This is a genomic window from Pararhodobacter marinus (genome assembly GCF_003122215.1).
Lineage (GTDB): Bacteria > Pseudomonadota > Alphaproteobacteria > Rhodobacterales > Rhodobacteraceae > Pararhodobacter > Pararhodobacter marinus.
Genome location: NZ_QEYD01000001.1, coordinates 37,307 through 63,319 on the forward strand (window position 1 = coordinate 37,307; position 26,013 = coordinate 63,319).

At 67.0% G+C, this 26,013-nt stretch carries 26 protein-coding genes and 1 pseudogene; 15 read left to right on the forward strand and 12 right to left on the reverse strand.

Going from position 1 to position 26,013, the window contains the following annotated elements:
* Positions 1 to 63: 63 nt before the first annotated feature.
* The 8 genes from C4N9_RS00200 to C4N9_RS00235 form a co-directional block, all read right to left on the reverse strand.
* Positions 64 to 1,221: a thiolase gene (locus C4N9_RS00200; protein WP_109531285.1), complete on the reverse strand. Its 1,158-nt coding sequence runs from the start codon at positions 1,219 to 1,221 to the stop codon at positions 64 to 66.
* The gene (locus C4N9_RS00205; protein ID WP_109531286.1) at positions 1,218 to 1,592 is read right to left on the reverse strand and encodes a Zn-ribbon domain-containing OB-fold protein; all 375 of its coding nucleotides are present in this window, start codon (positions 1,590 to 1,592) and stop codon (positions 1,218 to 1,220) included. Before C4N9_RS00205 ends, C4N9_RS00200 begins: the two co-directional genes overlap by 4 nt.
* Positions 1,592 to 3,697, reverse strand: a complete 2,106-nt coding sequence (locus C4N9_RS00210; protein ID WP_168192070.1) for an acetate--CoA ligase family protein — start codon at positions 3,695 to 3,697, stop codon at positions 1,592 to 1,594. Before C4N9_RS00210 ends, C4N9_RS00205 begins: the two co-directional genes overlap by 1 nt.
* A 129-nt stretch (positions 3,698 to 3,826) precedes the next feature.
* Positions 3,827 to 5,050: an acetyl-CoA C-acetyltransferase gene (locus C4N9_RS00215; protein ID WP_109531288.1), complete on the reverse strand. Its 1,224-nt coding sequence runs from the start codon at positions 5,048 to 5,050 to the stop codon at positions 3,827 to 3,829.
* On the reverse strand, positions 5,047 to 5,820 hold the full coding sequence (locus C4N9_RS00220) for an enoyl-CoA hydratase-related protein (RefSeq protein WP_109531289.1): 774 nt from the start codon (positions 5,818 to 5,820) through the stop codon (positions 5,047 to 5,049). The genes C4N9_RS00215 and C4N9_RS00220 overlap by 4 nt, the downstream gene beginning before the upstream one ends.
* Positions 5,821 to 6,139: 319 nt before the next feature.
* Entirely contained in the window at positions 6,140 to 6,616 is a 477-nt protein-coding gene (locus C4N9_RS00225) for a hypothetical protein (RefSeq protein ID WP_109531290.1), read from the reverse strand.
* A 4-nt stretch (positions 6,617 to 6,620) separates the two neighbouring features.
* On the reverse strand, positions 6,621 to 6,899 hold the full coding sequence (locus tag C4N9_RS22350) for a 3-hydroxyacyl-CoA dehydrogenase NAD-binding domain-containing protein (RefSeq protein WP_281260098.1): 279 nt from the start codon (positions 6,897 to 6,899) through the stop codon (positions 6,621 to 6,623).
* Positions 6,878 to 7,261 (reverse strand): enoyl-CoA hydratase-related protein, encoded by a 384-nt coding sequence (locus C4N9_RS00235; RefSeq protein ID WP_210403944.1) that lies wholly within the window; start codon positions 7,259 to 7,261, stop codon positions 6,878 to 6,880. Before C4N9_RS00235 ends, C4N9_RS22350 begins: the two co-directional genes overlap by 22 nt.
* A 291-nt stretch (positions 7,262 to 7,552) precedes the next feature.
* Between C4N9_RS00235 and C4N9_RS00240 the strand changes: the two genes are divergently transcribed.
* The 10 genes from C4N9_RS00240 (at position 7,553) to C4N9_RS00285 (ending at position 18,550) form a co-directional block, all read left to right on the forward strand.
* On the forward strand, positions 7,553 to 7,957 hold the full coding sequence (locus C4N9_RS00240; RefSeq protein WP_109531291.1) for an acyl-CoA thioesterase: 405 nt from the start codon (positions 7,553 to 7,555) through the stop codon (positions 7,955 to 7,957).
* A 116-nt stretch (positions 7,958 to 8,073) separates the two neighbouring features.
* Positions 8,074 to 8,577, forward strand: coding sequence for a tripartite tricarboxylate transporter TctB family protein (locus C4N9_RS00245; protein ID WP_109531292.1), 504 nt, complete (start codon positions 8,074 to 8,076; stop codon positions 8,575 to 8,577).
* 10 nt (positions 8,578 to 8,587) lie between these two features.
* Positions 8,588 to 10,090 (forward strand): tripartite tricarboxylate transporter permease, encoded by a 1,503-nt coding sequence (locus C4N9_RS00250; RefSeq protein WP_109531293.1) that lies wholly within the window; start codon positions 8,588 to 8,590, stop codon positions 10,088 to 10,090.
* 108 nt (positions 10,091 to 10,198) lie between these two features.
* Complete coding sequence (locus C4N9_RS00255) at positions 10,199 to 11,194, forward strand: Bug family tripartite tricarboxylate transporter substrate binding protein (RefSeq protein WP_109531294.1); 996 nt, start codon at positions 10,199 to 10,201, stop codon at positions 11,192 to 11,194.
* 96 nt (positions 11,195 to 11,290) lie between these two features.
* On the forward strand, positions 11,291 to 12,631 hold the full coding sequence (locus C4N9_RS00260) for an MmgE/PrpD family protein (RefSeq protein ID WP_245902406.1): 1,341 nt from the start codon (positions 11,291 to 11,293) through the stop codon (positions 12,629 to 12,631).
* An 83-nt stretch (positions 12,632 to 12,714) separates the two neighbouring features.
* Positions 12,715 to 13,515: an enoyl-CoA hydratase/isomerase family protein gene (locus C4N9_RS00265; RefSeq protein WP_109531296.1), complete on the forward strand. Its 801-nt coding sequence runs from the start codon at positions 12,715 to 12,717 to the stop codon at positions 13,513 to 13,515.
* Positions 13,516 to 13,522: 7 nt separating this feature from the next.
* A complete protein-coding gene (locus tag C4N9_RS00270) occupies positions 13,523 to 15,589 on the forward strand; it encodes an acetate--CoA ligase family protein (protein WP_109531297.1) in 2,067 nt (688 codons plus the stop codon).
* Positions 15,590 to 15,643: 54 nt separating this feature from the next.
* The gene (locus C4N9_RS00275) at positions 15,644 to 16,459 is read left to right on the forward strand and encodes an alpha/beta fold hydrolase (protein ID WP_109531298.1); all 816 of its coding nucleotides are present in this window, start codon (positions 15,644 to 15,646) and stop codon (positions 16,457 to 16,459) included.
* Positions 16,452 to 17,507 (forward strand): AbrB family transcriptional regulator, encoded by a 1,056-nt coding sequence (locus tag C4N9_RS00280; protein WP_210403945.1) that lies wholly within the window; start codon positions 16,452 to 16,454, stop codon positions 17,505 to 17,507. Before C4N9_RS00275 ends, C4N9_RS00280 begins: the two co-directional genes overlap by 8 nt.
* 149 nt (positions 17,508 to 17,656) lie before the next feature.
* The gene (locus C4N9_RS00285; protein ID WP_109531299.1) at positions 17,657 to 18,550 is read left to right on the forward strand and encodes a LysR substrate-binding domain-containing protein; all 894 of its coding nucleotides are present in this window, start codon (positions 17,657 to 17,659) and stop codon (positions 18,548 to 18,550) included.
* Between the two features lie 25 nt (positions 18,551 to 18,575).
* On the opposite strand, the gene C4N9_RS22180 is transcribed toward C4N9_RS00285, so the two are convergent.
* The 4 genes and pseudogenes from C4N9_RS22180 to C4N9_RS00295 all read right to left on the reverse strand — a co-directional run bounded on the left by C4N9_RS22180 (position 18,576) and on the right by C4N9_RS00295 (position 21,357).
* Positions 18,576 to 19,157, reverse strand: a complete 582-nt coding sequence (locus tag C4N9_RS22180; RefSeq protein ID WP_245902407.1) for a LysR substrate-binding domain-containing protein — start codon at positions 19,155 to 19,157, stop codon at positions 18,576 to 18,578.
* Positions 19,158 to 19,387: 230 nt separating this feature from the next.
* Positions 19,388 to 19,558, reverse strand: a pseudogene (locus tag C4N9_RS22185) (LysR family transcriptional regulator); the annotation flags it as partial.
* A gap of 102 nt (positions 19,559 to 19,660) precedes the next feature.
* A complete protein-coding gene (locus tag C4N9_RS22045; RefSeq protein ID WP_210403946.1) occupies positions 19,661 to 20,038 on the reverse strand; it encodes a hypothetical protein in 378 nt (125 codons plus the stop codon).
* Complete coding sequence (locus tag C4N9_RS00295; RefSeq protein WP_210403947.1) at positions 19,984 to 21,357, reverse strand: glycoside hydrolase family 3 protein; 1,374 nt, start codon at positions 21,355 to 21,357, stop codon at positions 19,984 to 19,986. The genes C4N9_RS22045 and C4N9_RS00295 overlap by 55 nt, the downstream gene beginning before the upstream one ends.
* Positions 21,358 to 21,542: 185 nt before the next feature.
* Here C4N9_RS00295 and C4N9_RS00300 point away from each other — a divergent pair, with 185 nt between their 5' ends.
* From C4N9_RS00300 to C4N9_RS00315, 5 genes are all read left to right on the forward strand, one after another.
* A complete protein-coding gene (locus C4N9_RS00300) occupies positions 21,543 to 22,736 on the forward strand; it encodes a CaiB/BaiF CoA transferase family protein (protein ID WP_109531300.1) in 1,194 nt (397 codons plus the stop codon).
* Positions 22,737 to 23,057: 321 nt separating this feature from the next.
* Positions 23,058 to 23,390, forward strand: a complete 333-nt coding sequence (locus tag C4N9_RS22420) for a hypothetical protein (protein WP_342748757.1) — start codon at positions 23,058 to 23,060, stop codon at positions 23,388 to 23,390.
* 93 nt (positions 23,391 to 23,483) lie between these two features.
* Positions 23,484 to 24,143 carry a hypothetical protein gene (locus C4N9_RS22425; RefSeq protein ID WP_342748758.1) on the forward strand — a complete coding sequence of 220 codons (660 nt, stop codon included), beginning with the start codon at positions 23,484 to 23,486 and terminating at the stop codon, positions 24,141 to 24,143.
* A gap of 66 nt (positions 24,144 to 24,209) precedes the next feature.
* The gene (locus C4N9_RS00310; RefSeq protein ID WP_168192071.1) at positions 24,210 to 25,103 is read left to right on the forward strand and encodes a carbohydrate ABC transporter permease; all 894 of its coding nucleotides are present in this window, start codon (positions 24,210 to 24,212) and stop codon (positions 25,101 to 25,103) included.
* The gene (locus tag C4N9_RS00315; protein ID WP_109531301.1) at positions 25,096 to 26,013 is read left to right on the forward strand and encodes a carbohydrate ABC transporter permease; all 918 of its coding nucleotides are present in this window, start codon (positions 25,096 to 25,098) and stop codon (positions 26,011 to 26,013) included. Before C4N9_RS00310 ends, C4N9_RS00315 begins: the two co-directional genes overlap by 8 nt.

Genomic DNA, 26,013 nt, shown 5'->3' on the forward strand with positions numbered 1-26,013 from the left:
GACCACCGCGAATACGGCGGCGGCCCGACATTCATCACATACGCATCGCGCGGCGAACCGGCGCTAGAGCGCGGCCGCGGTCCCCAGCACCAGCAACGCCTGGCTGGACAACACGCCGCCGTTGCCGTGCGACACTGCCAGCTCCGCCCCTGCCACCTGCCGCCGACCGGCCGTCCCGTTCAGCTGCCGCGTTGCCTCGACCATGGTGAACAGGCCGTACATGCCGGGATGCACGCACGAAAGGCCGCCGCCATTGGTGTTGACCGGCAACCGCCCGCCGGGGGCGATGGCACCGTCCGCGACGAAGCGCCCGCCCTCGCCCTTGGGGCAGAACCCCAGATCCTCCAGCATCAGGATCGTGTTGATGGTGAAAGCGTCGTAGAGTTCCACAACGTCGACATCCGCCGCCGACACCCCCGCCTGAGCATAGGCCCGCCGCGCCGCTTCGGCGGTGCCCGAAACCGTGAGATCCGGCATCTGGCTGATCCAGCGATGCGTCGTCTCGGCGGCACCGCCCAGCAGGTAGACGGGCTTCTGCCTCAGGTCCCGGGCACGTTCGGCGCTGACCATGACCACCGCGGCGCCGCCGTCGGTGACAAGGCAGCAATCGCGCACGCCCAGCGGGCTGGAGACCTGCCGCGCGCCCAGCACGTCCTCGATGCTCAGATCGTCCCGCATGAACGCGTCGGGGTTCAGCTGCGCCCATTTCCGCGCGCTTACGGCGACCTCGGCCAGCTGCTCGCGGGTGGTGCCGAACTGGTGCATGTGGCGCGAGGCCGCCAGCGCATAGGCCGAGATCGGCGTCAGCGGCCTGTAGCGCGTCTCGTAGAGGAAGGGCGTCGAGGCGCTGACCAGCTTGCCCGACGCCGACCGCTGGTTCGAGGCATAGGCGATCAGCGCCACGTCGCATTGCCCGGCCTCAATGGCCATTGCCGCCAGGATAGCGTGGGTCTGGAAGGACGAGCCGCCGACACGGTTGTTGTCGGTGATGCGCGGCGAGATGCCCAGGTATTCGCTGATCGACAGGCCCGCGAACATGTCGTCGGGCAGGCAGCCGAACACGCCGTCGAGGTCCGAGGGCGCAAGCCCCGCGTCGGCCAGCGCCGCAAGGCTGGCCTGGGCGGCGATTTCCAGCGACGACAGGCCCGGCGCTTCGCCCATGCCCCAGGTGCCGGTGCCGACGATGGCCGTGCGGCCGCGGGGGAAACGGTCCTCGCTCATGCGCCGGCCTCCACCGGGTCGAAGACCACCAGCGGCAGATCGCCGTCATCGACGATCCGGGCCTTGACGCGCATCCCGATGGTCACCGCCTCGGCGGGCAGGCCCTCGACCCGGCTCATCATCCGGACGCCCTCGTCCAGATCGACGAGCGAGACGTTGTAGGGCCCCTGCGGCGGTTTCCGACTGATCGCGGTCGCGGCGTAGACGGTGCCGAAGCCCGACACCTCGGCCCATTCCAGCGGCTTGCCAGTCCCGGGCTCGGCGAAACGGGGGTAATAGACGAACCTGCCGCTTTCGACGCCGCGCTGGATCATCAGACGGCCGTCGCGCAGGTGGTTGAAGAACTCGGTATCGGGCGAGGGGGTCTGCATCAGCGCACTCCTGCGTTGCTGTCGACGAAAAGCGTGTCCACGACCATCGCGCCTTGCCCTTCGGGGTAGAGGATGACCGGGTTGAGGTCGATTTCGGCAAAGCGGTCGCCGGTCTGCGTGACCAGCGCCGAGACCCCCGCGACAATCCCCGCCAGCGCCTCCAGATCGACGGGCGGACGGCCGCGCGCGCCCTGCAGGATCTCGATCCCCTTCAGCGAGTGGATCATGCCCAGCGCCTCGTCCCTGCCGACCGGCAGCGGCAGCACGGCAGAATCCCGCAGGATTTCGACATAGACGCCGCCGAAACCCAGCATGACGACCGGACCGAAGTCCGCGTCGCGGGTCATGCCGACCACCATTTCAATGCCCGCAGGCGCCATCTTCTGCACCTGCACACCGTCGATGCGGGCGCCCGGCGCGGCCTGTGCCACATTGGCCAGGATCGTCGCGTACCCACGGCGCGCGGCCTCGGGATCGGCGACGTTCAGGAAGACGCCGCCCGCCTCGGTCTTGTGGGCGATGTCGGGGCTCTCGATCTTCAGCACCACCGGGAAGCCCATCTCCTCGGCCAGCGCCGCCGCCGCATCCGCCGAGGTGGCGAGACCCACGGGAGGGGTCGGGATCGCGTAGGCCTTCAGCAGGTCGGCCGGCGGGGCACCGGGATCGACCGTCGCTGCGGGGACCAGCGGGCCGCGGCCCTGCTCCCGCGCGGCGAGGAACGCGCCATAGCCCGCCAACGCCCGCAACCCGCGTCCGGCAGCGCCGAGCGTCTGGTAGAGCCCGCCGATCTCGTCCAGTGCCTCCAGGTTCTCGGGATGCGGCAGCCCGGCGGAATGGAACAGGATCGGTATGCGCCGCGCCGCCAGCAGCGGCGCCAGAACCGCGCGCATTCCCTTGACGCGGCCGGGGGCCGAGAACGAGACGATCACCAGCGCCGCGTCGAACTCGCCCGAGGCCTCGACCTCCTGCAACACGGCGCCGAGCCCCGCGCCGCCATCCTCGACCACCGCCGCGGTCACGTCGATCGGATTGGCCGACGAGCCATAGCCCGGGATTATCGCATCGAGCCGCTTGCGCAGCGCGGGCGACGGCTCGGGCACCTCCAGCCCCTCGCCCGAGACGATGTCGGCCGCCCAGCCGCCTGTCCCGCCCGAAGTGGTGACCACCGCGACCCGCCTGCCGCGCGCAGGCGGCAGCTTCGCGAGGGCGGCGGCGGCGGCGAGCATTTCCTCGGGCGTTGACACGCGGATCATGCCGAGGCGCCGGAACACCGCGTCGTAAATGGCGTCAGAGCCGGTCAGATGCGCGGTGTGCGAGATCGCCGCCCGCTGACCGGCGTCCGACTTGCCGATCTTGTTGATGATGATGGGCACGCCCTGCGCCGCCGCCTTTTCCGCCAGCGACTCCAGCGCATCGACGTTCTTGAACCCTTCCACAAACATCAGGATTCCGCGCGAACCGCCCGTCGAGAGCAGGTAATCCGCTACCTCGATGGCGCCGAGATCGGCCTCGTTGCCGGTCGTCACCACATGGCGCACCGGAATCCGCTCCAGCAGGGCGCGAACGTGCAGCGCAAAGCCCAAGCCCCCGCTCTGGCAGACGATATCGACACCCTCGGTGCAGGGCCGATACGCGGGTCCCCGCGCGCGTATCCATTCAGTGATGATCGGGCTGAAGCTGGCTGCGACCCCGTTCGCATCGCTGTAAAAGCCCAGCGTGTTCGGCCCCAGGATCCGCATGCCGCTCTGCGCCGCGATCTCGGCCATGCGGTGCTCGGCATGGGCATTGCCGCCCTCGGCAAAACCCGAGGCGAAGACCAGCGCCCCGCCGACGCCCCGCGCCGCACAATCCTCGAGCGCCTCGATCACCTTGTCGGCGCCGATGACGATGATCGCCAGGTCGACCGCCTCGGGCACCTCGGCCAGCGAGGCGAAGGTCTTCAGGCCCAGGATCTCGTCGGTGCTGCGGCTGATGGGATATATCCGCGCCGCAGTCGCGCAATCAGTCAGGGCGCGCATGATGCGGCCCCGGATCTTGGTCAGGTCGGCCGACGCGCCGATCACGGCGATAGACCCGGGATTGAACAATCTTTCCAGTCCGGACACAGTATTCTCCATGACGGGCCGAGAGCCTCGGCCATGTGGGGGCGACCCTAGACCCGGCCGCCCCTGTCGCAACCGGAATGGCCCCAGACACCCCCGTTCAGCAGATACGTGCTGGCTGCCGCAGGGGGGTCAGGCGAGCCGCTCGAACACCGCGGCAAGGCCCTGCCCGCCGCCGATGCACATGGTTTCCAGCCCGTAGCGAACCTCGCGCCGCGCCATCTCGCGCAGAAGCGTCGCCAGGATGCGCCCGCCCGTCGCGCCGACAGGATGACCCAGCGAAATGCCCGAGCCGTTGACGTTCAGCCGCTCGAAATCGGCAGGGCCGAAACCCCATTCGCGGGTGCAGGCGAGGACCTGCGCAGCGAAGGCCTCGTTCAGCTCGATCAGGTCGATGTCGGCCAACGTCAGGCCGACCCGCACCAGCGCCTTCGCTGTCGCGGGAACCGGACCGATGCCCATCCGTTTGGGCGGCACTCCGGCAACGGCCCAGGACACCAGCCGCGCGAAGGGCCGGAGCCCCAGCGCCTCAGCCGTGGCGCGGGTGGTGACGATGGCCGCCGAGGCGCCGTCGTTCTGGCCGCTGGCATTGCCCGCCGTCACCGTCGCGCCGGGGTCCTCGCGGCCCAGGATCGGGCGCAGCATCGACAGGCTCTCGACCGTGGTGCCGGGCCGCGGGTGTTCGTCGCGGTCGATCCGCAGCACCGCACCGTTGCGGCTGGGCACATCGACCGGCACGATCTCCTCGGCAAATCGCCCGTCCTCCTGCGCCGCCATGGCCCTCCTGTGCGAGGTTGCGGCCAGCGCATCCTGTTCCTCTCGCGGGATGGCGTGGTCGCGGCGCAGGTTTTCGGCACTTTCCAGCATGCCTCCAGGGACAGGATAGTGCCGTCCGCCTGCCGTCACCCGTCCCCGCGCAAGCGAATCGTGCAACTCAAGCGCCGCCCCCCGGATTCCCCAGCGCGCGCTGGTCGAGAAAAAGGGCGCGTTGCTCATCGATTCCGCGCCGCCCGCGATCACCAGATCCGACGCCCCCGTTGCCACCTGCATTGCCGCGTAGATCACCGCCTGCAGGCCCGAGCCGCAGCGCCGGTCCAGTTGCAGCCCCCCGGTCTCCACGGGAAGACCCGCATCCAGCCCGACCACACGGCCCAGCGCCGGCGCGTCCATCGACGGGTAGCATTGCGCGAAAATGACGTCGTCGACGCGCTCGGGCGGCAGACCTGTCCGCGCCAGCAATCCGCGCAGGACCGCCGCGCCCAGCGCCTCAGGGGGCAAGTCGCGGAATTGCCCACCGAAGCGCCCGACCGCGGTGCGCATCGGTTCGCAAATCACCACCTCGGCCAGCGCGTTCATTGCTCCCACCGCGGCGCCCGATGCTCGACAATCGCGCGCGCGGCCTCCTTCGCGTCAGGCGAGGCATTGCCGATCGTGGTGTAGAGTTGCTCGACGCGGTAGCCTTCGGCGAGCGGCAGTTCCGCCGTCAGGCGCAGGCTTTCCTTACGCAGCCGCATCAACACTGGGCTCTTTGCCGCAAGGCTGTCGGCGACCTGATACGCGGTCGCCAGAAGGTCGCATTGGGGGACCACCTGGTGCACGACGCCGAAACGCTCCAGATAGGAAGCATCGACGCGTTCCCCGGTCAGTGCCATGTATTCCACCACCTTGCGCGGCAGAACCCGGCCAATGTGGACTGATCCGCCCAGCACGCCCACATTGATCTCGGGCAGCGCGAACGTGGCAGTATCGGCGGCGATCAGGATGTTACATTGCGCGGCGATGATGAAGCCCGCCCCCATCGCTGGCCCGTTGATCGCCGCGACGACCGGAACCGCGCATTCCTGCACCGCGCGATATGTCCGGCGGCTTCCTTGCAGGCGCGTGCGCGCCATCTCCGGCGTGCGCTGGCTCAGCGCCTTCGTGTCGGCACCGGCAATGAAAGCGCGGTCCCCGGCGCCGGTCAGGATCACCACGCGCACCTCTGGGCGGTTCTCGATCCCTTCGAAGATCTCGGAGAGCAGGCGGTAGACATCGACGCTCATGGCGTTGACTGGCGGGCGGTCGATTGTGATCAGGAGAACCCCCGGATGGGCGTCCGACATCTCCTCGCGAACGTTCCCATCCATGGTCGTTTGCCTCCTCGCTGGCCAGATCAATGGAGCTGAGCAAACAACGCGAACTTGGGCCAGCGATCAAGAACGGAGACCCGCGTTCAATCACATATCTGCAAAGCGCGGTCAACCGATCACACGAGCGTCCTCTTCTCGGGCGTAATTTCTGGCTGACGCCGAGAGGCTCGATGGCGTGGTCGTCTGGGGCTGTTCGGACATACTACTTTCCTGCCGTTGCTCAAAAAGTTGGTGTCACCTTTTCCTCGATCCGCAAATTTCTCGGAGCCGCCCCGCGGCAACGCAACATCAGAACCGGAGGATGCGATCGGATATCTCACGATAGGAAGTCGAAACTGGCTGCCGGATGGTTCTGCGCGAGGCCACGGGCGCGCAAAGAAGCGTCGGCGCCGGAGTAACCGGCCCTCAGAAGCAGGCGCTGTTCGTCAGGGGAGAACGGGTTCAGGCGGGTCCGCAGAGAAGCGGCAGCCATAGCCTCCTCAGCAGTGAGCGGCAGAGCGTCCGGCACTGCATAGTGGGCTGATGCCGCATCGATACTCCAGTACGCTACCTGGCGTTGCCGACCATCATGACCAGCGACTGGAAAAGCGATGACAAGCGCAATACGGGCCTGAAGACGCCGGACGGCTGCGGAATCCACGCCAGCCCACTCTATCACGCGTTCGCGAAGTTCTGCGACAAGATCAATGCCGCATTCGTGTAGCTGCTGCGCGAGCGCGTCGAGTGTCTGCGGCGCGTGTTGCAGCCGCCGCATGCCCTGGGGGGCAGCGCGCAAGGGGACGACTACGAACATCGGATCATTCTTGTTGCCGCCTTGCCTTACCACCTCGGTGACGATGATACGAGGTATTGGTGGCGAGGATGGCTTCCGCCGGCAGCACGGCATCGAGCCGAGCAAAGACCTCGCGCTTGACCGCCATGTCCTCGAACACCGCCTCGATGACCAGCGGGCAAGGAGCGAGGGCGGCGTAATCCGTGCCGGTCTCCACCGGGCGCGCGAGCGTCGGAAGCGGCGGCGTCTGTGCCAGTTCACGTGCCAACGCACAGGCCTCGGTCAGCAGATCACCGGCAGCCAACCGGTCCACCAACCCCAAAGCCAGCGCCCTATCGGCGCCGATCGGCTTGCCCCCGTCGCCAGCGCAATCGCCGCCGCCATCGGCACCAGCAGCGGCAGCGGCACGGTACCGCCCGAGCCGGGAATGATCCCCAGCCCGACCTCGGGCAGCCCCAGCCGCGCGCCCGCAGTGGCGATCCGCGCGCGGCAGGCCATGGCCAGCTCCAGCCCGCCGCCCGGCGCAACGCCGCCGATGGCCGCGATCCAGGGCATCGGTGCGCCCTCGATGGCGGCAAGGAGATCGGGCAGGAAAGGTGTCAGGGGCTGACCCAACTCGCGGATATCGGCGCCGCCCACGAAGGCCCGACCGCGCCCGGTCAGCACCACCGCCGCCAGATCGCCCCGCGCCGAGAGGCTGCGGCAGGCCTCCAGCAGTTAAGCGCGCAGCGCCTGACCCAGGGCGTTCACCGGCGGATTGTCGAGCGTGACGATCGCCAGAGGTTCCGCGATCTCGATCGTGACCAGAGCCATGGCCGCTTCCTTTTGGGGTTGGAGCTGTCTTCGCGGGCTGTATAGGGACCGGGGCCTTGGGCGTGACCCAACAATAGGTTGGGTCCGAAGGCAGGTGACATACGCTAGGGTCGGAGCAGCCGAGGCAACCGACAGGATTTGAGCATGAGCCGCGAAGACCCGCCCCCGACGCAGGACAGCCCGACGATCCGCACCATCGCCATGCCCGCCGACACGAACCCGGCCGGCGACATCTTCGGCGGCTGGCTTATGAGCCAGATGGACCTTGCCGCCGGCAATGTCGCGGCGCTGACCTCGGGAGGGCGCAGTGCCACTTTGTCCGTGGAAGGGATGATCTTCCACCGCCCGGTCAAGGTGGGGGATGAGGTCTCGCTCTATGCGCGGTTGGTGAAGGTGGGGCGGACCTCGATGGTGATCCATGTCGATGCCTGGCGCCGTCCGCGCCAATCGGCGCAAAGCGAGAAGGTCACCGAGGCCCGCTTCACCTTCGTCGCCCTCGATGCCGATGGGCGACCGACCCCGGTGCGCCCCGTCTCGCCGCAACCGTGATCTAAGCGAAGCGTGGGGCTGGGCTGAGTAATAGTTGGTTCACACACGGCGCCCGGCGGGGGATTACACATCACAATTGCGGCTTGCCCTGCAGGCCCGTCCGGGAGGAGGAACCCATGTCCGCTGAAATGCCCGAACCGCCAGGCCGGCGGTTTGACGCCGAGATCATACGCCAACCCCTGCGGCTGCTGGAGATCATCGGCTGTGTCATCGTCATCGGTGTCTTCGGCTATTACCTGCGCGCCGCGCTGTCGCTGCCGGCGCCCTTCAACGACATGGATATCGGCGCGGGCGGTTTTCCCAAGCTGGTCGCCGTCGCCACCCTTGTCGCGACGGTTCTGGTAGCCCTGACCGCCATCGTGAAGAGCCTGCTGCGTCTTCCCTATACGCTGGTCGCGCTCAAGCGGCCGGTGATGGTACTGCTGGCGATGGTGGCGCTGGTGGTGCAGGCGCTGCTCTTTACCCGGATCGGCGCGCTGGCGACCACCGGCCTTTTCGCCCTGCTCACCATGCTGATCTGCGGCGAGCGTCGCCTGCCGCATCTGATCGCCTCGCCGGTCCTGCTGGTCGGTTTCATCTATCTGGTCTTTGTCGTCGCCTTCGGCGTGCGGCTTCCCTGAGGAGACAGTCATGCTCGACCATATTCTGCTTGGCTTTTCCGCCTTCGGAGACCCGATGATCTGGGCCGCTCTCGTCTTCGGGGCGCTCATGGGCTACCTGATCGGTGCCATTCCCGGCCTCGGCCCCAGCCTGGGCGTCGCCCTGCTGATCCCCTTCACCTACGGGCTCGACCCGGTGGTCTCCATCGTCGGGCTGGTGGCGCTCTATGCCGCGGCCGAATATGGCGGGGCGATCTCGGGCGTGCTGATCAACTCGCCGGGAACCGCCGCGGCGGTGGCCACCGCCTGGGACGGTTATCCGCTGACCAAGCAGGGCCGCGCCAGCGAAGCACTCGGCGTGTCGATCCTGGCCTCGGGCGTCGGCATCTTCCTGTCCACCGCCTTCCTGATCGCCACCGCGGTGCCATTGTCCGAATTCGCCTTGCGCTTCGGCCCGACCGAGTATTTCGCGCTGGCGCTGGTCGGCCTCAGTCTGGTCGCCGGCCTGTCCGAGGGCTCGCCCATGAAAGGCGCGGTCGCGATGGGGATCGGTCTGGCGCTGGCGACCATCGGGCTGGACGTGCAGACCGGCGTGCCGCGCTTCACAGGGGGTGAGCCCGAGTTCTTCGAGGGCCTGCCGCTGGTGCCGGTTCTCCTGGGCCTCTACGCGCTGTCGGAAGTGCTGATCATGATCGAGGACGGCCCGGCCGACAAGGTGCGCAACACCCTGCTCACCGGCGGCATGGCGGCGCCCTTCCGTCTGGTCGGCAAGCTCAAGGTCGTCATCCTGCGCAGCACGGTCATCGGCTATATCGTCGGCGTAATTCCCGGTGCTGGGGCCTCGATAGCCTCGTTCATCTCCTATGCCGTGAGCAAGCGCTTCTCGAAGACACCCGAGCTGTTCGGCAAGGGCGCCGTAGAAGGCGTGGCCTCGTCGGAATCCGCCAACAATTCGGCCGTCTCCGGGGCTCTCGCGCCGCTGCTGGCCCTGGGCATCCCGGGCTCGGCCACCACAGCGGTGCTGATCGGCGCCTTGAACATCCACGGCATCCAGCCCGGCCCGCTGCTCTTCACCCGCAACCCCGAGATCCCCTACACGATCTTCGCCTCGCTCTGGATCGGGGTGCCGGTCATGGTGCTGATCGGGCTTCTGGGCATCCGCCTCTGGGCGCAGGTCGCCAATATCCCGCGCCCGGCAATCGCCGCCATCGTCGCCGGTATCTGCTTTGTCGGTGCCTATGCCTCGGAAAACTCGATGTTCCCGGTCTGGGTCATGCTGGCCTGCGGCATCATGGGCTATGTGCTGCGCAAGATGCGCTTCCCGCTGGCCCCGGTGATCCTGGCCATGGTGCTGGGCGAGATGATGGAGACCAATTTCCGCCGCGCCCTGATCACCGCGCGGGGCGACTGGACGGTGTTCTTCACCTCACCGCTGACCGTTGTCCTCCTCGTCGTGGCGGCTCTGGCCTTCCTTCTGCCGGGCATCGCCATCCTGCGCAGCCTCAGCCGCAGGGTCCGCCGCGCCCAGACCTAACATTAGGTAAGGCGCGGCCGGTCTAACCCTCAGTTCAACCCATCCGCCAACCCCGCCACTATCGCGCCGTGGGCCGGTTCTGGCCATCACATCCCGGGAGGAGAAACCATGAAATTCGATACTTTGCGCCGCTCGATTCTCGCTGGCGCCGCAATGGCTGCCTTTCTGCACGTCGCACCTGTCGCCCATGCTCAGGAGACGGGGTGGCAGCCCGCGGGTCCCGTCACCTTCGCGCTGCATACGCGCCCCGGTGGCGGCACCGATGTCTTTGTCCGCACCCTGGCGCAATCCCTGGAGCCGATGATCGGCCAGCCTGTCGTGATCAACAACCTGCCGGGCGGCGGCGGTGCCGTGCAGATGGCCAATGTCCGCGCAGCCGCACCCGACGGCCTGACCCTCGGCGTGAACACGGTGACCCATTTCACCGGCATGCTCACCAACCTGCAGGGTGTCTTCGCCCCTGATGACTTCGCCTGGATTGCGCTGTCGCAGGTCGACCCGATCCTGTTCTTCGCCGAAATCAATTCCGATCTGAACAGCATGACCGACCTTGTCGAGCGCGCCCGCGCCAATGAGGGCCAGGTCAATATCGGCGGTTTCGGCCCGGTCGGCTCGATGCAGAACATCGCCATGGAGATGCTCGAGGGTGAGACCGGCGTGACCTTCAACTGGGTCGCCTTCGAATCCACGCCCGACATCATCGCCGCCGTGCTGGGCGGGCATGTCGATGTCGGCGTGGCGAATCTGGGGCCGGCGCTGTCCTTCTTCGAGGCCGGGCGTCTGAAGGGTCTCGGCGTGCTGGGTGACGAGCGGCTCGATACACTGCCCGAGATGCAGACCTGGGCCGAACAAGGCTATGACGTGGACACGAGCTGGCTTCAGGTGCGCGGCGTCTTCGGCCCGGCAGATATGGATCCGGCACTGCAACAGCAGATCGCCGATGCGATCCATCAGGCGATGCAAGCCGAGGCCTATCAGCAATATGCCCGCGCCTCGGGTGTGCTGGACAGCGATTTCGGCCCGCAGGAATACACCGAATTCGTCGATGGACTGATGACGCTGGCCGAAGAGCAGCTGCAAGCCGCTGGCCTTCTGGGCAACTGAACGACCCCGCCCCGCCCGCAAGCGGCGGGGTGGAATCCGGGGGCCCGTGCACCGACGCACGGGTCCTCGACCCTGGCCTCCGGCGGAGAGATGAGCGTGACCAACCCCTTGCTGACATTCGCGGATCTCGCCCTTGGCTGGCACTCGCGCCCGCTGGACGAGGCGGTGCAGAAAGCGGTCCGGCACGCCTTGCTGGACTGGTTCGCCACAACCATCCCGGGCACGGTCCGCGCGCCCGCCACGCTCTTGGCCAATGCGGATATGGGCACCGGCAGCGGCGGGGCGATCTGCCTCACCTCGGGACGGGCGACCAGCCCGCGTCAGGCCGCTTTCGTCAATGCCGCGGCCAGCCATACTGTAGAATTCGACGACATTTTCCGCGACGGCGGCTACCATCCCGGCTCGCCCACCATCGCCGCCGCCTTGGCGCTGGCGCAAGACCGCAACCTGCCGCGCGAGGCGTTCGACCGCGCGGTGATCGCGGGCTATGAGGTCGGCTGCCGCCTCGCTTTGGCACTGCAACCGGCGCATTACGAATATTGGCATATCACCGCGACGCTGGGCACGATCGGCGCCGCCACATCCGCTGCGCTGCTTCTCGGTTGTGACCGGGATCAGATCGCGCATGCCATCGCCATCGCCAGCAGCTTTGCCGGCGGACACCAGCAGAACCTGCAGGGCGCCGGCACGGCCAAGGCGCTGCATCCCGGCCACGCGGCCGAGGCAGGCCTTCTCGCCGCCTATGCGGCAAGGGCCGGGGCGACCGGATCGCTGGACGCGCTGCACGGCCAGCACGGCTATGCCGCCGCCACCGGCGCCGGAACCGGCAATTGGGAGGCGGCCTTCGCCGGGGCCGGTGACTGGACGCCGATCACCCGCATGACCGTCAAGATCCATGGCTGCTGCGGCCATGTCTTCCCCGCGCTCGACGGGATCGGGGCGCTGCGCCAACAGCACGGCTTTGCGTTTGAGGATATCGAAGCGCTGCTTGTCGAGGGCTACGGCGCCACGAAATCCATGTGCGACCGCCCGGACCCGCAGGGCGCGCAAGAGGCGCGCTTCAGCCTGCAATACTGCCTCGCCGCCCAGCTCGTCTTGAGGAGCGTGCGGCTCGATGCCTTCGAAGAGGCCGCGTTGACCAATTCAAATATCCGGGCGCTGATGCGGCGCATCAAGGTCGAGAGGGCCGAGGATCTGGCCGCCGCGTATCCAGCCCGCCGCATGGCAAGGCTTCATCTGCGGCTGAAGGACGGGCGTGCCCTCGACCATTTCCAGCCCTCGCGCAAGGGCGACCCCGAGGATCCGGTCACACCAGCGGAACTGGTCGCGAAGTTCGACGAACTCGCCGGCTCGGTGCTGGACGCTGCCTCGGTCGAGGCCCTGCGGTTCCGCATCCTCGACGACGATCATCTGCCAGCGGGCCTGCGCCCCCTGTGACCTCAGACACCGCCGCCGCCCCATAGGGGCGACAGCCCCTCATTTTCACGACGGCCGGATGACGGCAGATGGAAGGAAGACGCATGGATATTGTAGCCCAAGACTACTCATACCTTCTGGTTTCGGACCTCAACGGGGTCCGCACCATTACCCTGAACCGCCCCGAGGTCCGCAACGCCATCCATGACGCCATGCGTGCCGAGCTGATCGACGCCTTCGCCCAGGCCGAGGCCGATACCGCGGTCAAGGCGATCATCATGACCGGCGCCGGCAAGGGCTTCTGTTCGGGCGGCGATATCGGCGGGATGCGGGCGCGGTTGGATGCGCCGCAGGATCAGGTCGCCTTCAACGGCTGGAAGCGCCAGAAGAGCACCCATCGCGGCGTGGCGGCCATTCACGGGGTTTCCAAGCCGGTGATCGCCGCCGTCAACGGCGCGGCCTTCGGGCTGGGGCTGGACATGGCGCTGGCCTGCGATTTTATCATCGCCGCCGAGGGTGTGAAACTGTCAATGAGCTTCATCAAGCGTGGTCTCGTCTCGGATGGGGGCGGGATGTATTTCCTGCCGCGTCGCGTTGGCCTGTCGCGCGCCAAGGAGCTGATCTTCTCGGCCCGCATCGTCGAGACCCCCGAGGCTTTGGCCATCGGCATGATCGACCGCTGCGTGGCACCCGAAGCGCTGGCCGAGGCCGCGCAGGCTTGGGCCGAGCAGTTGAGTTTCGGCTCTTCGACCGCGCTGGCGCTGAGCAAGCAGATCCTCGACAAGACCTTCGAATCCAGCGACGAGCAGGTCTTTGCGCTCGGTCGCGAGGCGCAGGCGATCTGCTACACGACGGCCGAACATCGCGCCTCCGTCGAAGCCTTCCTCAACAAGACCGCGAAGTGAGCCGCCGATGAGTGCCCTGGCCCCCCTTCTGAACCCCCGCAGCGTTGCCGTCGTCGGCGCCTCGAACGATCCCGCCAAGCTGACCGGCCGCCCCATCGCCTTTCTGCAAGAGCAGGGCTATGACGGCGCGATCTATCCGGTCAATCCGCGCTCGGAAACCGTGGCGGGGCTGAAGAGCTATGCCAGCATCGCCGACCTTCCCGAAGCGCCCGATCTGGGCCTGATCTTGCTGGGCGCGAACCGGGTCATCGATGCGGTGCGCGACCTGTCGGGGCGCGGCTGCAAGGCGGCGGTGGTGCTGGCCTCGGGCTTTGGCGAGGCGGGCGAGGAGGGGCGCGCGCTGCAGGAGGAATTGCGCGCGGCGGCAGGGGGGATGCGCATCCTGGGCCCCAATACCATCGGCCTGGTGAACCTGACCGACCGCATTCCGCTGACCGCCAGCGGTGCGATGGAGATGACCGATTTCCCGGTCGGCCATGTCGCCCTGCTGTCGCAAAGCGGCGGCATCCTGGGCTCGCTGCTGTCGAGGGCGGTGGCGCGGGGCATCGGGTTTTCGAAACTGGTCGCCACCGGCAACGAGGTGGATCTGGAGATCGCCGATTTCCTCGACGCGCTGGCCGACGATCCCGAGACGCGGGTCTGCGCGCTCTATCTGGAAACCATCCGTGACATCGACCGCTTCCGCAAGGCGGCGCGGCGGGTCATCGCGGCGGGCAAGACCATCGTCGCCTACAAGGTCGGGCGCTCGGAATCCGGCGCGCGGTCGGCGGTATCGCATACCGGCGCTCTGGCCGGCGCCTATGAGGTTTACGAGGCGCTGTTTGCCCAGCTCGACATCCTGCAGGCGCAGAGCTTCAACGAACTCCTGGACCTACCCGCGGCGCTGGCGCAAGGACGGCGCATGGCGGGCAAACGCGTCGCCATCGTCACGTCGACCGGCGGCGCGGCGACGGTGGTCGCGGATAATGTCGGGCTGATCGGCCTCGACATGCCGGCGCCCGATGAGGAAACCGCCCGCAAGCTGCTGGCGCTGGAGCTGAAGGAAGCCTCGCTCGACCGTAACCCGATCGACGTGACGCTGGCCGGGCTGCGCCCCGATCTCTTCCGCGCGATCCTGAAGATTCTGGCGGAAAGCCCGTCCTACGACGCGATTGCCGTTGTTGCCGGCTCGTCCTCGATTGCGCAGCCCGATCTGGTTGCCGCGCCGGTGCTGGATTCCATGGGCCTGACCGACAAGCCGATGCTGGTCTATGTCAGCCCCGAGGCGCCCAATATCGTCAACCACCTGAACCGCCGCGGCATTCCCGCCTTTGCCACGCCCGAAAGCTGCGCCGCGGCGCTGGCGGCGTTGACCCCGCGCGCGGCGAGCGACAACGGACCCGTCTCCGACCTGCCCGAGGTCGATTGCTCGGACATCACCGCGGGATCCTTGAACGAGGCCGAAGCAAAGGCGCTGTTCGCCCGCTTCGGCGTACCCGTCACCCGCGAGATCACGGCCGAGACGCCCGAAGGCGCCGCCGCCGCTGCGGGCGATTTCTCCGCGCCGGTGGTGGTCAAGATCTTGTCCAGCGAGATCCTGCACAAATCCGAAGTCGGCGGGGTGGCGCTGAATGTCAGCCCGGATGCGGTGGGCGAAACCTGCCGCGCCATGCTGGAGCGAGTGAAGTCCCGAACTTCGGCGCGGGTCGACGGCTTTCTGGTGCAAGAGATGATCCACGGCGCGGTCGAGATGATCCTCGGCTTCAACCGCGATCCGCAGTTGGGTTCTTATGTGCTGCTGGGCGCGGGCGGGGTGACGACCGAGCTTTACAAGGATGTCGCCATCCGCCTGCTGCCCCTGACCCGCGAGAGCGCGCGCTCGATGATCGACGAGCTGATCTGCGGCGCCCTGCTCAAGGGGTTCCGCGGCCGCCCGCTGGCCGATGTCGAGGCGCTGGTCGCCACGATCCTCGCCTTCGCCGGCATGGTTCAGGCACTTGGCGACCGTCTGCAGGAGGCCGAGATCAACCCGGTCTTCGTGCTGCCGCAGGGCCAAGGCGCGCGGGCGGGTGACAGTCTGGTTGTGCTGAACTGACGGACTTCGCGCGGGCCGGCACCCCGGCCCGCGCCGCTATGAAGGCGGATAGACGTGACCCAGCCGCGCGACCTGGCCTATGACGCCGATCCCGAAAGCGACCGGCCGCCGCTGCTGATGGTGCATGGCTTCCTGTCCAGCCGCCAGCAATGGCTGCCCAATGCCGCCCTGTCGCGAGATTTTCGGCTGGTGCGCGTCGATCTCCCGGGACACGGCGCCTCGCCCCCGCCGCGGAATGCGGGCGAGGCCAGCCCCGAGTATCTGGTGGGCCAGCTCGACCGCCTGCGTCAGGCGTTGGACATAGAGCGCTGGCATCTCTGCGGCCACAGTTTCGGCGCCGGGCTGACCCTGCGCTATGCGCTGGACTTCCCCCACCATTGCGGGGGCCATGTCTTCACCAACGCCAATGCCGCGCTGCGCGGTGCTCTCACCGAGGCCGAGCGCGCGGCCTATGCCGCGCAACTGGCCGATCTGCGGGCCGGGGGCGCGCCGGCGCTGGCGCGGATGCGCTATCATCCCCGACATGCGCGGGGCCTCGACCCCGCTTTGCAGGCGCGGCTGGTTGCCGATGCCGACAAGGTCGACCCTGAGGGTTTTGCGCTGCTGCTGGAGCATGTCCTGCCCCGGCTTTCCGTGCGCGAGCGGCTGGAAGGGCTGCGGGTGCCGGTGCTGCTGGTCAACGGTCTGCGCGAGCGGCGCTTCCAGCCGCTCCGCCACTGGCTGGCCGGGGCGCAGCCGCGGATCCGTATCCTCGATCTCGACGGCGGCCATTCGATCAACCTTGACTGCGCCGGCGCGTTCAACGAGGCGGTGCGGGATTTCCTGCTGCCGCTCACCACCGACGCCCTAAAGGACCCGCCCCATGCATAGACTGGCCCCGCTGACCTGGCTGCTTCCGCTCTACGCCGCGGGGGCGCTGGCGGGCTGGGCCTTTGCCGGGGCGCGGATGCCGCTGCCCTGGATGCTGGGGCCGCTGTTCCTGACCGGACTTCTGTATCTGAGCGGCAAGCTGGATCGAAAGGTGCCGGTCATCACCCGCCCCTTCGGCCAGATGACGGTGGCGGCGCAGGTCGGGCTGGCCTTCTCGCCGCAGGCCTTCGCCGCGCTGCTGTCGCTGGCGCCACTGCTGGTCGGCACCGCGCTGCTGACCGGGATCACGGCGCTGACCGTGGGCTATCTGCTGGCCCGGCGCTCGCGATTGCCGCTGGCGCAGGCGGTGCTGGCGACCTTTCCCACCAGCCCGGTCGAGGCCGCGGTGCTGGCGGAGCGCCATGGCTTCGAACCCGCGCCGGTGGTTCTGGCACAGACCATCCGCATCGCGCTGGTCGTGTTCAGCGTGCCCATGGCCATCTATGCCATCGACGGCTGGCCCGAGCGAGCACCTGTCGCGGGCAACGGGGTCTTTGATCCGATGGGCTGGACGCTTCTGGCGCTGATCGCCCTGGTCGGGGCGCGGCTCTTTCGTTTGCTGGGCCTATCCAACCCGTACTTTCTGGGGCCGCTGATGGTGGTGGCGGCGATCAGCGCCTTCGGGGTCGATCTCGCTGCCTTCCCCGCGCCGCTGATGGCCATGGCGCAGATCGTGCTGGGGACATGGCTGGGCTCGACCTTCCGGCGCGAGATCTTCGTGGGGGGCGGACGGCAGGTGCTCACGCTTCTGGGCAATGCAGCACTTCTTCTGGCCATCGTCTCGGGTTTCGCGCTGGGTCTGGCGCGGCTGGCCGGTCAGCCCTGGGAAGTGCTTGTGCTGGGTGCTGCGCCGGGCGGCGTCACCGAGATGGCGCTGACGGCGAAATATCTCGGCACCGATCTGGCGCTGGTGACGGCGTTTCAGCTCACGCGCATCGTGCTCTTCATGCCCAACATGCCCTGGATCGTGGCACTGGTGAACCGCATGGAACACCGGGACCCTCGCTGAAGGCGCACAACTCTCTTGTATCGCAAGCCGGTAGACCCGATAACAACAGGCGGACAATCGCTCGTCCGGGAGGAGATGATGGGGACCTGCAGTCTCATCAACTGGGACACCGGCCATGGGAAGCGCGACGACGGGGGCGGGCTCGACCGTTGAAGACCCCGTTCCCCCCGCTGAACCCGCTGAAGACCTTCGAGGTCGCCGCCCGGCTGAGCAATCTCACCCTGGCGGCCGAAGAGCTGGGCGTCAGCCAGGTCGCCGTCAGCCGTCAGGTGCGTGTGCTCGAGGAATTCCTGGGTGTCACGCTGTTCAAGCGCCTGCACCGGGGGCTGGAGCTGACCGATGAGGGCAAGCTCTTGGCCAACGGCATTTCCCGCGCCTTTCAGGACATCCACAACGCCACGCGGCTGGTTTCGCGTCGGGGTCGGCGCGACATTCTGGCGATCCAGTCCTATACGACCTTCTCGCAGCGCTGGCTGATCCCTCGGCTGACGGATTTCCACGACGCCTTTCCGCGCATCGAGATCCGGCTCAGCTCGTCCATCGCGCCCGTCGATTTCGAGACCCAGAATCTCGATGCGGCGATCCGGGCGGGCAAGGGCGACTGGCCCGACCTGCATAGCGAAAAGCTCACGGATATCGAGCTGACCCCGATCTGCTCACCCGCCTTCCAGAAACAGCACAAGCTGCGCGTGCCCGACGATCTGCGCCGCGTGCGGCTGTTGCATTCCATGGCGCGGCCGACGGATTGGGCAGCCTGGATCAAGCGGGTCGGTGCCAATGTCGATCCCGACCCCGGCATCCGTTTTGAAAGCTCGGCCCTGGCCTATGAGGCGGCGGCGATGGATAGCGGTGTCGCGCTGGCGGTGAAGGTCTTCGTGCGCCAGAATCTGCAGAACGGCACGCTGGTCGCGCCCTTCGACGCGTCCTGCTACAGCGGCGAGGGGTATTTCCTGACTTGGCCCACGGCGATCCCGCCCTCGCAACCGCTGATGAAATTTCTTGACTGGATGCGCCAGCAGCTTGCCTCGGACACCGATGCCTGACCCTGTCGGCTGAGCCGGTGACCCGTCACTCCGGTTGATCAGGCACCACCACATCGGGAGCCGTCTTCCCCTGCGCCGCGGCCTCGGCGGCGGCGGTTTCAGCGGCGATCTGGGCCAGGATCCAGTCGAGGAATTTCAGCAGCGGTTGCGAGGGCGTGCGCTCGCGCGGCCATGTCAGGTAATAGCTCTCGCCAGTCCGGCAGCCATGATCAAAGGGGATCACCAGAAGCCCGCCCTTGATCTGGCCCTGCACGAAATGCCGGTTGGCGACGGCCACGCCCAGCCCCATCATCGCCCCCTCATAGGCCAGCGAGCTGTTTTCGAAGAGAAGCCGGTTGCGCGGCTCGAACCCGGCCTGCGCCGAGTCCAGCCATTTGCGCCAGTCGTCGGGCCGGGCCATGGAATGCAGCAGCTTCACGCGGGCCAGATCCTTGACGTCCCGCAGGTCGTTCTCGGCCATGAAAGCGGGCGAGCAGACCGGCACCAGTTCCATATCCGCCAGTTTCTCGGCATGCAGCTCGGGCCAGTTGCCGCCGCCGCCGCGGATCGCCGCATCCATATTGTCGGTGGCGAAATCCGCGGGCAAAGGGGACGAGGACAGCCGCACCTCGATGCGCGGATGCGCGGCATGGAAGGCAGCAGACGCGGCATCAGCCAGCGGTGCGACAGCGTAACATAGGGTTGAATCGCCAGGATATTCCGCTGCCCCCGGCGAGAGACATGGCGGGTCGCGGTCTCGATCTGCTCGAAGGCCTTGCCGATGCCGTTATAAAGCGCCTTGCCCTCGCGCGTCAGCTCGATCCCCCGGCTCTGGCGGCGGAACAGCGTGACTTCCAGGAAATCCTCCAGCCCCCGCACCTGCCGGCTGACCGCTACCTGGCTGACATTCAGCTCGTCGGCGGCCTCGGTCAGGCTTTCATGGCGCGCGGCGGCCTCGAAAGCCTTCAGTGGATTCATCGGAGGAAGCGCGCGGCGCGAGCTGTTGGTCATCGGGATCCTGCCCTGCATCTGCGTCGCGCCCTGCCTGACCGGGCAAGGCGCGAAGGTCGAAAACGACCTGCGAATACTGCGATGCGCCTCGGAAGGCGTCAAGGGCCCGCCCCGCCGGCTTCAGATACCGAAGGGCAGCCCGCAAGAGGCGTCGACGGGGCTTTGCCCCCGAAAGGGGATCCTGCCGGTCAGCGCCTCGACCAACGCTTCCTGCACCGGCAGGACGGCGGCATAGGCGTTTATGTAGGTCGGGCATTCCGGCATGTGGAACAGCAGGAAGGGCGACCCGAGCGAGACATAGAGCGTCGGCAGGTGGTGCCACATCCGCTGCATGGTCAGGGGAAAGCGGCCGTGCAGCTTTTGCCAATGCGGACCCAGCACTTCCTTGCCCGACAGACCCTCGTCGGCCATCAGATAAAGGCCGACATCCTGCCCCTCGGGGTTCAGGGGTTCGCCCGGCACTGCGCGGGTGACGATGAAGCCGCGGTCTTCCAGCATCCGGGCGATCTGCAGCGCCGGCATCGGGGCCGAGGGGCGGTGCGCTCAGGCAATTCGGCCAGCAGGATGCGGCGATGGCGCTCGGGCGAGAGGGGCAGCAGGTTCTGGCGGTCCTTGACCAGCGTGAGCGCCTGTTCCGAGACCCCGCGCGACCATTCCCCATGCTCCTCGGTGCCCAGCATGAGGCCACGGGCGGCCTCGGACGGCAGCGGATCGCCGCCGCGATGCAGGCCCATCGAGGCCTTCAGCGCCAGCACCCGCAGCACCGCCTCGTCCAGCCGTTGTTGCGAAAGCGCCCCGGTTTCGAGGCCTGCGCGCAGGAACCCGATATCTTCTTCGATCTCCTGCGGGAACAGCAGGAGGTCGCGGCCGCTTTCGATGCAACGCGGCACCAGATCAGCGCGAGCCCCCCGGGCGGTGAAGCCCACCATCCCCGTCGCATCCGACACGATCACCCCGTTGAAGCCCAGCTCGCCCCGCAGCAATCCCTGCAGAAGGTCAGCGTTCAGCGAGGCGGGCTGTTCCGGCCCGGCAAGCTCGGCCTCGCCCCGTTCGGCGGCATAGGCGGCCAGGGTGATATGCCCGGCCATGATCAGCCGCGCATCACGCGCAATCGCGGCCTCGTAGATGCGCCCGAAGCTGGCGCGCCATTCGGGCATCTGCATCGAATTATGCGTGGTCACGAAATGCTGGTCGCGCTCGTCCAGCCCGTCGCCGGGGAAATGCTTGACGCAGGCCACCATGCCATTGTCGTGCATCCCCTCGATATAGGCGGTCACATAATCGAGAGTCTGCTGAACCCCGGCGCTGAAGGCGCGGGTATTGACCACGTTCGAGCGGAAATTCAGCGCCAGGTCCGCCACCGGCGTCCAACTGATGCCGAAGCCCAGAAAACCGGCCTCGCGCGCGGCCAGCGCACCCATGCGCCAGGCGTTCTGCGTCTCCCCTGTGGCGGCGACGGCCATCTGGTTGGGAAAGGGCGTGCCCGCCTTGACGCTGGCCTTTTCCGACATCTCGATATCGCCGGTCAGCAGCGGCGGGATGGCGCATTGCGCGAAAAGGTGCCGGGCCGAGCGGCGCAAATCCGCCTCGGCATAGCTGGGAAAGCGGTGCATGCCGCCCAGCCCCCGCGCGGCCAGCGCATCGAGCGCATCCTCTGACAGGTCGCGGCAGGCGGGGATGACGATCTGCGCCAGCTTCGCTTCAGTCTCCATGCCGGCATGGGTCCGGCGCACCCAGTCGACGGCCTCGGCATCCAGGTGAAAGGGCGCCGCCATCAGATGGGCGTTGGTGAGGTTGTTTGCGGGGGCTATGGTCATCGATGCCTGCGCTGCAAGGGGGTCTTCCTCTGACTATAGCCACCACGCCGGCGGGCTTAAGGGCGGAATAGTCAGGCCTGCGCGAACTTTTGGGCCGTGGAAACCGGGGCCCTGGTCGGGGAAGCTGGGGGGTGAAGGGTCTCGCCGCCACAACGCCCGAGCCCGCTGCAAATCAGGAGAAGAGCATGACCAGAGCTTTCGAGGGCTACCGGATCGTCGACACGACCCATGTGCTGGCCGGCCCTTTCGCGGCCTTCCAGCTGGCGACTTTGGGCGCCGAGGTGATCAAGGTCGAGAAGCCCGACGAACCCGACCAGGCCCGCGCGCAGGGGCCGGACCGGGCGATGAACGATGCCGGCATGGGCACCGCCTTTCTGGGCCAGGGGTCGAACAAGGATTGCATCGCGCTGAACCTCAAGCACCTCGAGGGGCGCGAGGCCATGCTGCGGCTTCTCGATACCGCCGATGTACTGGTTGAGAATTACCGCCCGGGCGCTTTCGAGGCGCTGGGTCTGGGCTATGACGTCCTGAAAGCCCGCAATCCGCGGCTGATCTATTGCTCGCTCTCGGCCTTCGGTTCGACCGGGCCGCGGCGCGAATTGCGCGGCTATGACAATGTCATCCAGGCGTTTTCCGGCATCATGGCGATGACCGGCGACGATCCCGCGAAGCCATTCAAATCCGGCGCGCCGGTGATGGATTACGCGGCCGGCACCACCGCCGCCTATGCCATCGCCGCTGCCCTGTTGCAGCGCGAGCGCAATGGTGGGCAGGGGACGCGTATCGACGTATCGATGCTGGATGTGGCGCTCTTGTTCTCCACCTCGCATGTCGCCTCGTATTACTGGGGCGGCAACGTGCCCAAGGCCAAGGGCAACACCTTCCCCTTCGCCACGATCGGCATGTATCACGCCTCGGACGCACCGGTGATGGTGGCCGCCTCGAACCTGCGCCAGCAGCGCCGGCTCTGGACCCTGCTGGGCCGGCCGGAACTGGCCAAGGACAACAACAACCAGCGGCTGGACGACCATCCCCGCGAAAGCGCCGCGCTGGCCGAGGTGATCGGCACAAAGCCGGCGGCGCATTGGGAGGAATTCCTGCAATCGAACGGTATCCCCTGCGCCCGCATCCGGCGTCTGGACGAGGCGCTGGCCGATCCGCAGGTACAGGCGCGCCGCGCGCTGCATCGCTTTGACGGACCAGCCGGCACCCCCGAGGGCATGACCACGACGCTGGCCGGTTTCACCTTCGCCGAGGGGGGCCCGACGCTGAGCCGTCCGCCGCAGCCGCACGGGGCGCAGACCGACGAGATCCTGACCAGCCTCGGCTATGACGCGGCGGCGATTGCGGCGCTCAGAGACGCCGGCGCCATCGGCTGAGCGCGATTACCACTCGCAAAAGCCACGTAATTTCAGAGGCATGTACAAAATGTTTCACATCAGCAAAGTTCGCCTGCATTGACCCAAAGCCCCCTCTGACGGACCCTTGCAGACAGAAGAACGCGGCACCTGGCACAGTTCAGCATCCGCGCCGACATCCAGCAATCAGGAGGAAGAACCCCATGAGAAAGTCCACATTCGGCGCGCTGGCGCTTTGCGCCGCTCATCCGGCCCTGGCCACCGATCTCGAGGTCACACATTGGTGAACTTCGGGGTTCCGAGGCCGCGGCGATCCGCGTTCTCGCTGACGGCTTTGCGGCCTTGGGCGATAGCTGGATCGACGGCGCCATCGCCGGGGCCGGCGGCGTGGCGCGGCCGCTGATCACCAGCCGCATCATCGGCGGCAATCCGATGGGCGCCACTCAGTTCACCCATGGCCAGGCGATCCGCGAGTTGATTGAGGCCGGCTATATGCGCGATGTGACCGAGCTGGCCGAGGCCGAGGGCTGGATGGAGGCGGTTTTCCCGACCTCGCTCCTGGACAGCTGCATGTATGAGGGCCGGCTCTATTGCGTGCCCTCGAACATCCATTCGCAGCAATGGCTGTGGCTCAACAACGACGTCTTCACCGAAGCCGGCCTCGCCGTGCCGTAGAACTGGAGCGAGTTCGTTGCCGCCGCACCGGCGTTGCGCGAGCGTGGCATCGTGCCCTTGGCCCAGGGTCAGCAGGCCTGGCAGAAGCAGCTCATGTTCAACGTGCTGATGGTGTCGATCGGTGGGCCCGAGACCTTCCTGCGGCTCTATCGCGACCGCGACGCCGAATTCGCCGAAGGGCCTGAAGTCGCCACGGTGTTCCAGGCGCTTGCCGATGCCCGCGTGATGACCGAAGGCTCGAATGCTCAGGAATGGAACATCGCCGCGCGCATGGTGATCGAAGGTCAGGCCGGCGGGCAGATCATGGGCGACTGGGTGCAGGGCGAATTCACCCAGGCCGGTCTTGCCGCGGGCGAGGATTTCACCTGCCTTCTGGGGCTGGGCGAGCATGAATACATCGCCGCCGCCGGCGACGCCTTCTATTTCCCGCTGATCGAGGATCCCGCGGTCGTCGAGGCGCAGGACAATGTCGCCCGCGTCATCCTCGATCCCGCAACGCAGGTCGCCTTCACCGCCGCCAAGGGCGCGCTGCCGGTGCGCCGCGATGTCGAATTGCAGGATCCCACCCCCTGCATGCAGGCGGGTATCGAGGCGCTGCAGGCCGGTCAGGTCGTCGACAGCGTGAACAGCCTCGTGTCGCCCGACACTCTGGGCCAGATCACCGATCTGGTGGTCGAGTTCCTCGCCGATCCCGATTTCTCGGTCGAAGAGTCCCAGGCCGAATTCGCGCAGATCATCGCAACCGCAGACTGATCCGGCACCGGGCGGGGCCTCAAAGGCCCCGTCCCTCGGCCGGAGAGGCATGAAACAGAGGATCCGATGCCGGACATTGCGAGTCGACGCTCCCTCGTCAAGAACCTGAACGCCAAGATTGCGGCGATCCCGATGATGCTGACCGCCACCGTCGTCTTCGTCGGCTGCACGCTTTGGACGGTGGTCTATTCCTTCACCAACTCGCGCCTTCTGCCCGGTGGCGACTGGGTCGGGCTGGCGCAGTACGAAAGGCTCTGGGGAACCCGCCGCTGGCTGATCTCGGTCGAGAATCTGGCGATCTACGGCTTTCTGATGCTGGTCTTCTCGCTGGTGATCGGCTTCCTGCTGGCCGCGATCATCGACCAGCGCATCCGCTTCGAGGATGCCTTCCGCACCATTTTCCTCTATCCCTACGCGCTCAGCTTCATCGTCACCGGCCTTGTCTGGCAATGGCTGCTGAACCCCGAATTCGGCATCCAGGCGGCGGTGCGCAGCATGGGGTTCGAGACTTTCGCCTTCGACCCGCTCTACAATTCCGACCTGGTGCTCTACGGCGTCATCGTCGCCGGGTTGTGGCACGGCACGGGGCTGGTCATGTGCCTAATGCTGGCCGGGTTGCGCGGTATTGACGAGGATGTCTGGAAAGCCTCGCGCGTCGACGGGATCCCGGCCTGGAAGACCTATATCTTCATCGTCATCCCGATGATGCGCCCGGTCTTTGTCACCACTTTGGTGCTGATCACCGCCTCGATCATCAAGCTTTACGATCTGGTCATCGCCCAGACCGGCGGCGGGCCCGGCCTGTCGTCCGAGGTGCCGGCGAAATTCGTCTTCGACGCGATGTTCGTTTCGCAGAACCTCGCGCAGGGCTTTGCCGCCTCGACGATGATGCTGGTCGCCGTGATCTTCGTGATCATCCCCTGGGCCTATCTCGAATTCGGAGGAAAGAAGCGTGGCTGATCAGACCGCTCCCGCCCCCAGCCGGGGGATCGCCGAGGCCGTGGGCCCGCGCCCGCGCCGCGCCTTGTCGGTCCGCAACATCGTGATCTACGGCATCCTCGCCCTGCTCTCGGTCTATTACCTGCTGCCGATCTGGGTGATGATCATGACCTCACTGAAGGGCATGCCGGAAATCCAGATGGGCAACATCTTTGCCCCGCCCGTCGAGCTGACCTTCGAGCCCTGGATCCGCGCCTGGTCCTCGGTCTGCACCGGTCTCACCTGCGAGGGGATTTCGACCGGTTTCCTGAACTCGGTCATCATCACCGTGCCCTCGGTCGTGCTGTCCATAGCCGTCGCCTCGGTCAACGGCTATGCGCTGTCGCTGTGGCGCTTCCGCGGGGCGAATGTCTTCTTCACCATCCTGATCATCGGCGCCTTCATCCCCTATCAGGTGATGATCTATCCCATCGTGATCATCTTGCGCGAGATCGGGCTTTACGGCGATCTGGCCGGGCTGGTGCTGGTGCATACGGTTTTCGGCATGCCGATCCTGACCCTGCTGTTTCGCAACGACTTCTACTCGGTGCCCGAGGAATTGTTCATGGCCGCGCGCATCGATGGCGCCGGTTTCTGGACCATCTTCCTGAAGATCATGGCGCCGATGGCCCTGCCGATGTTCGTGGTGGCGGTGATCCTGCAATCCACGGCGATCTGGAACGACTTCTTGTTCGGCGTGATCTTCAGCACGCCGCAGAACTATCCGATGACCGTGCAGCTCAACAACATCGTCAATTCGGTGCAGGGCGTGCGGGAATACAACGTCAACATGGCCGCGACCCTGCTGTCCGGTCTGGTGCCGCTGACCATCTACCTCGTCTCCGGCAAGCTCTTCGTGCGCGGCATCGCAGCCGGCGCCGTGAAAGGTTGA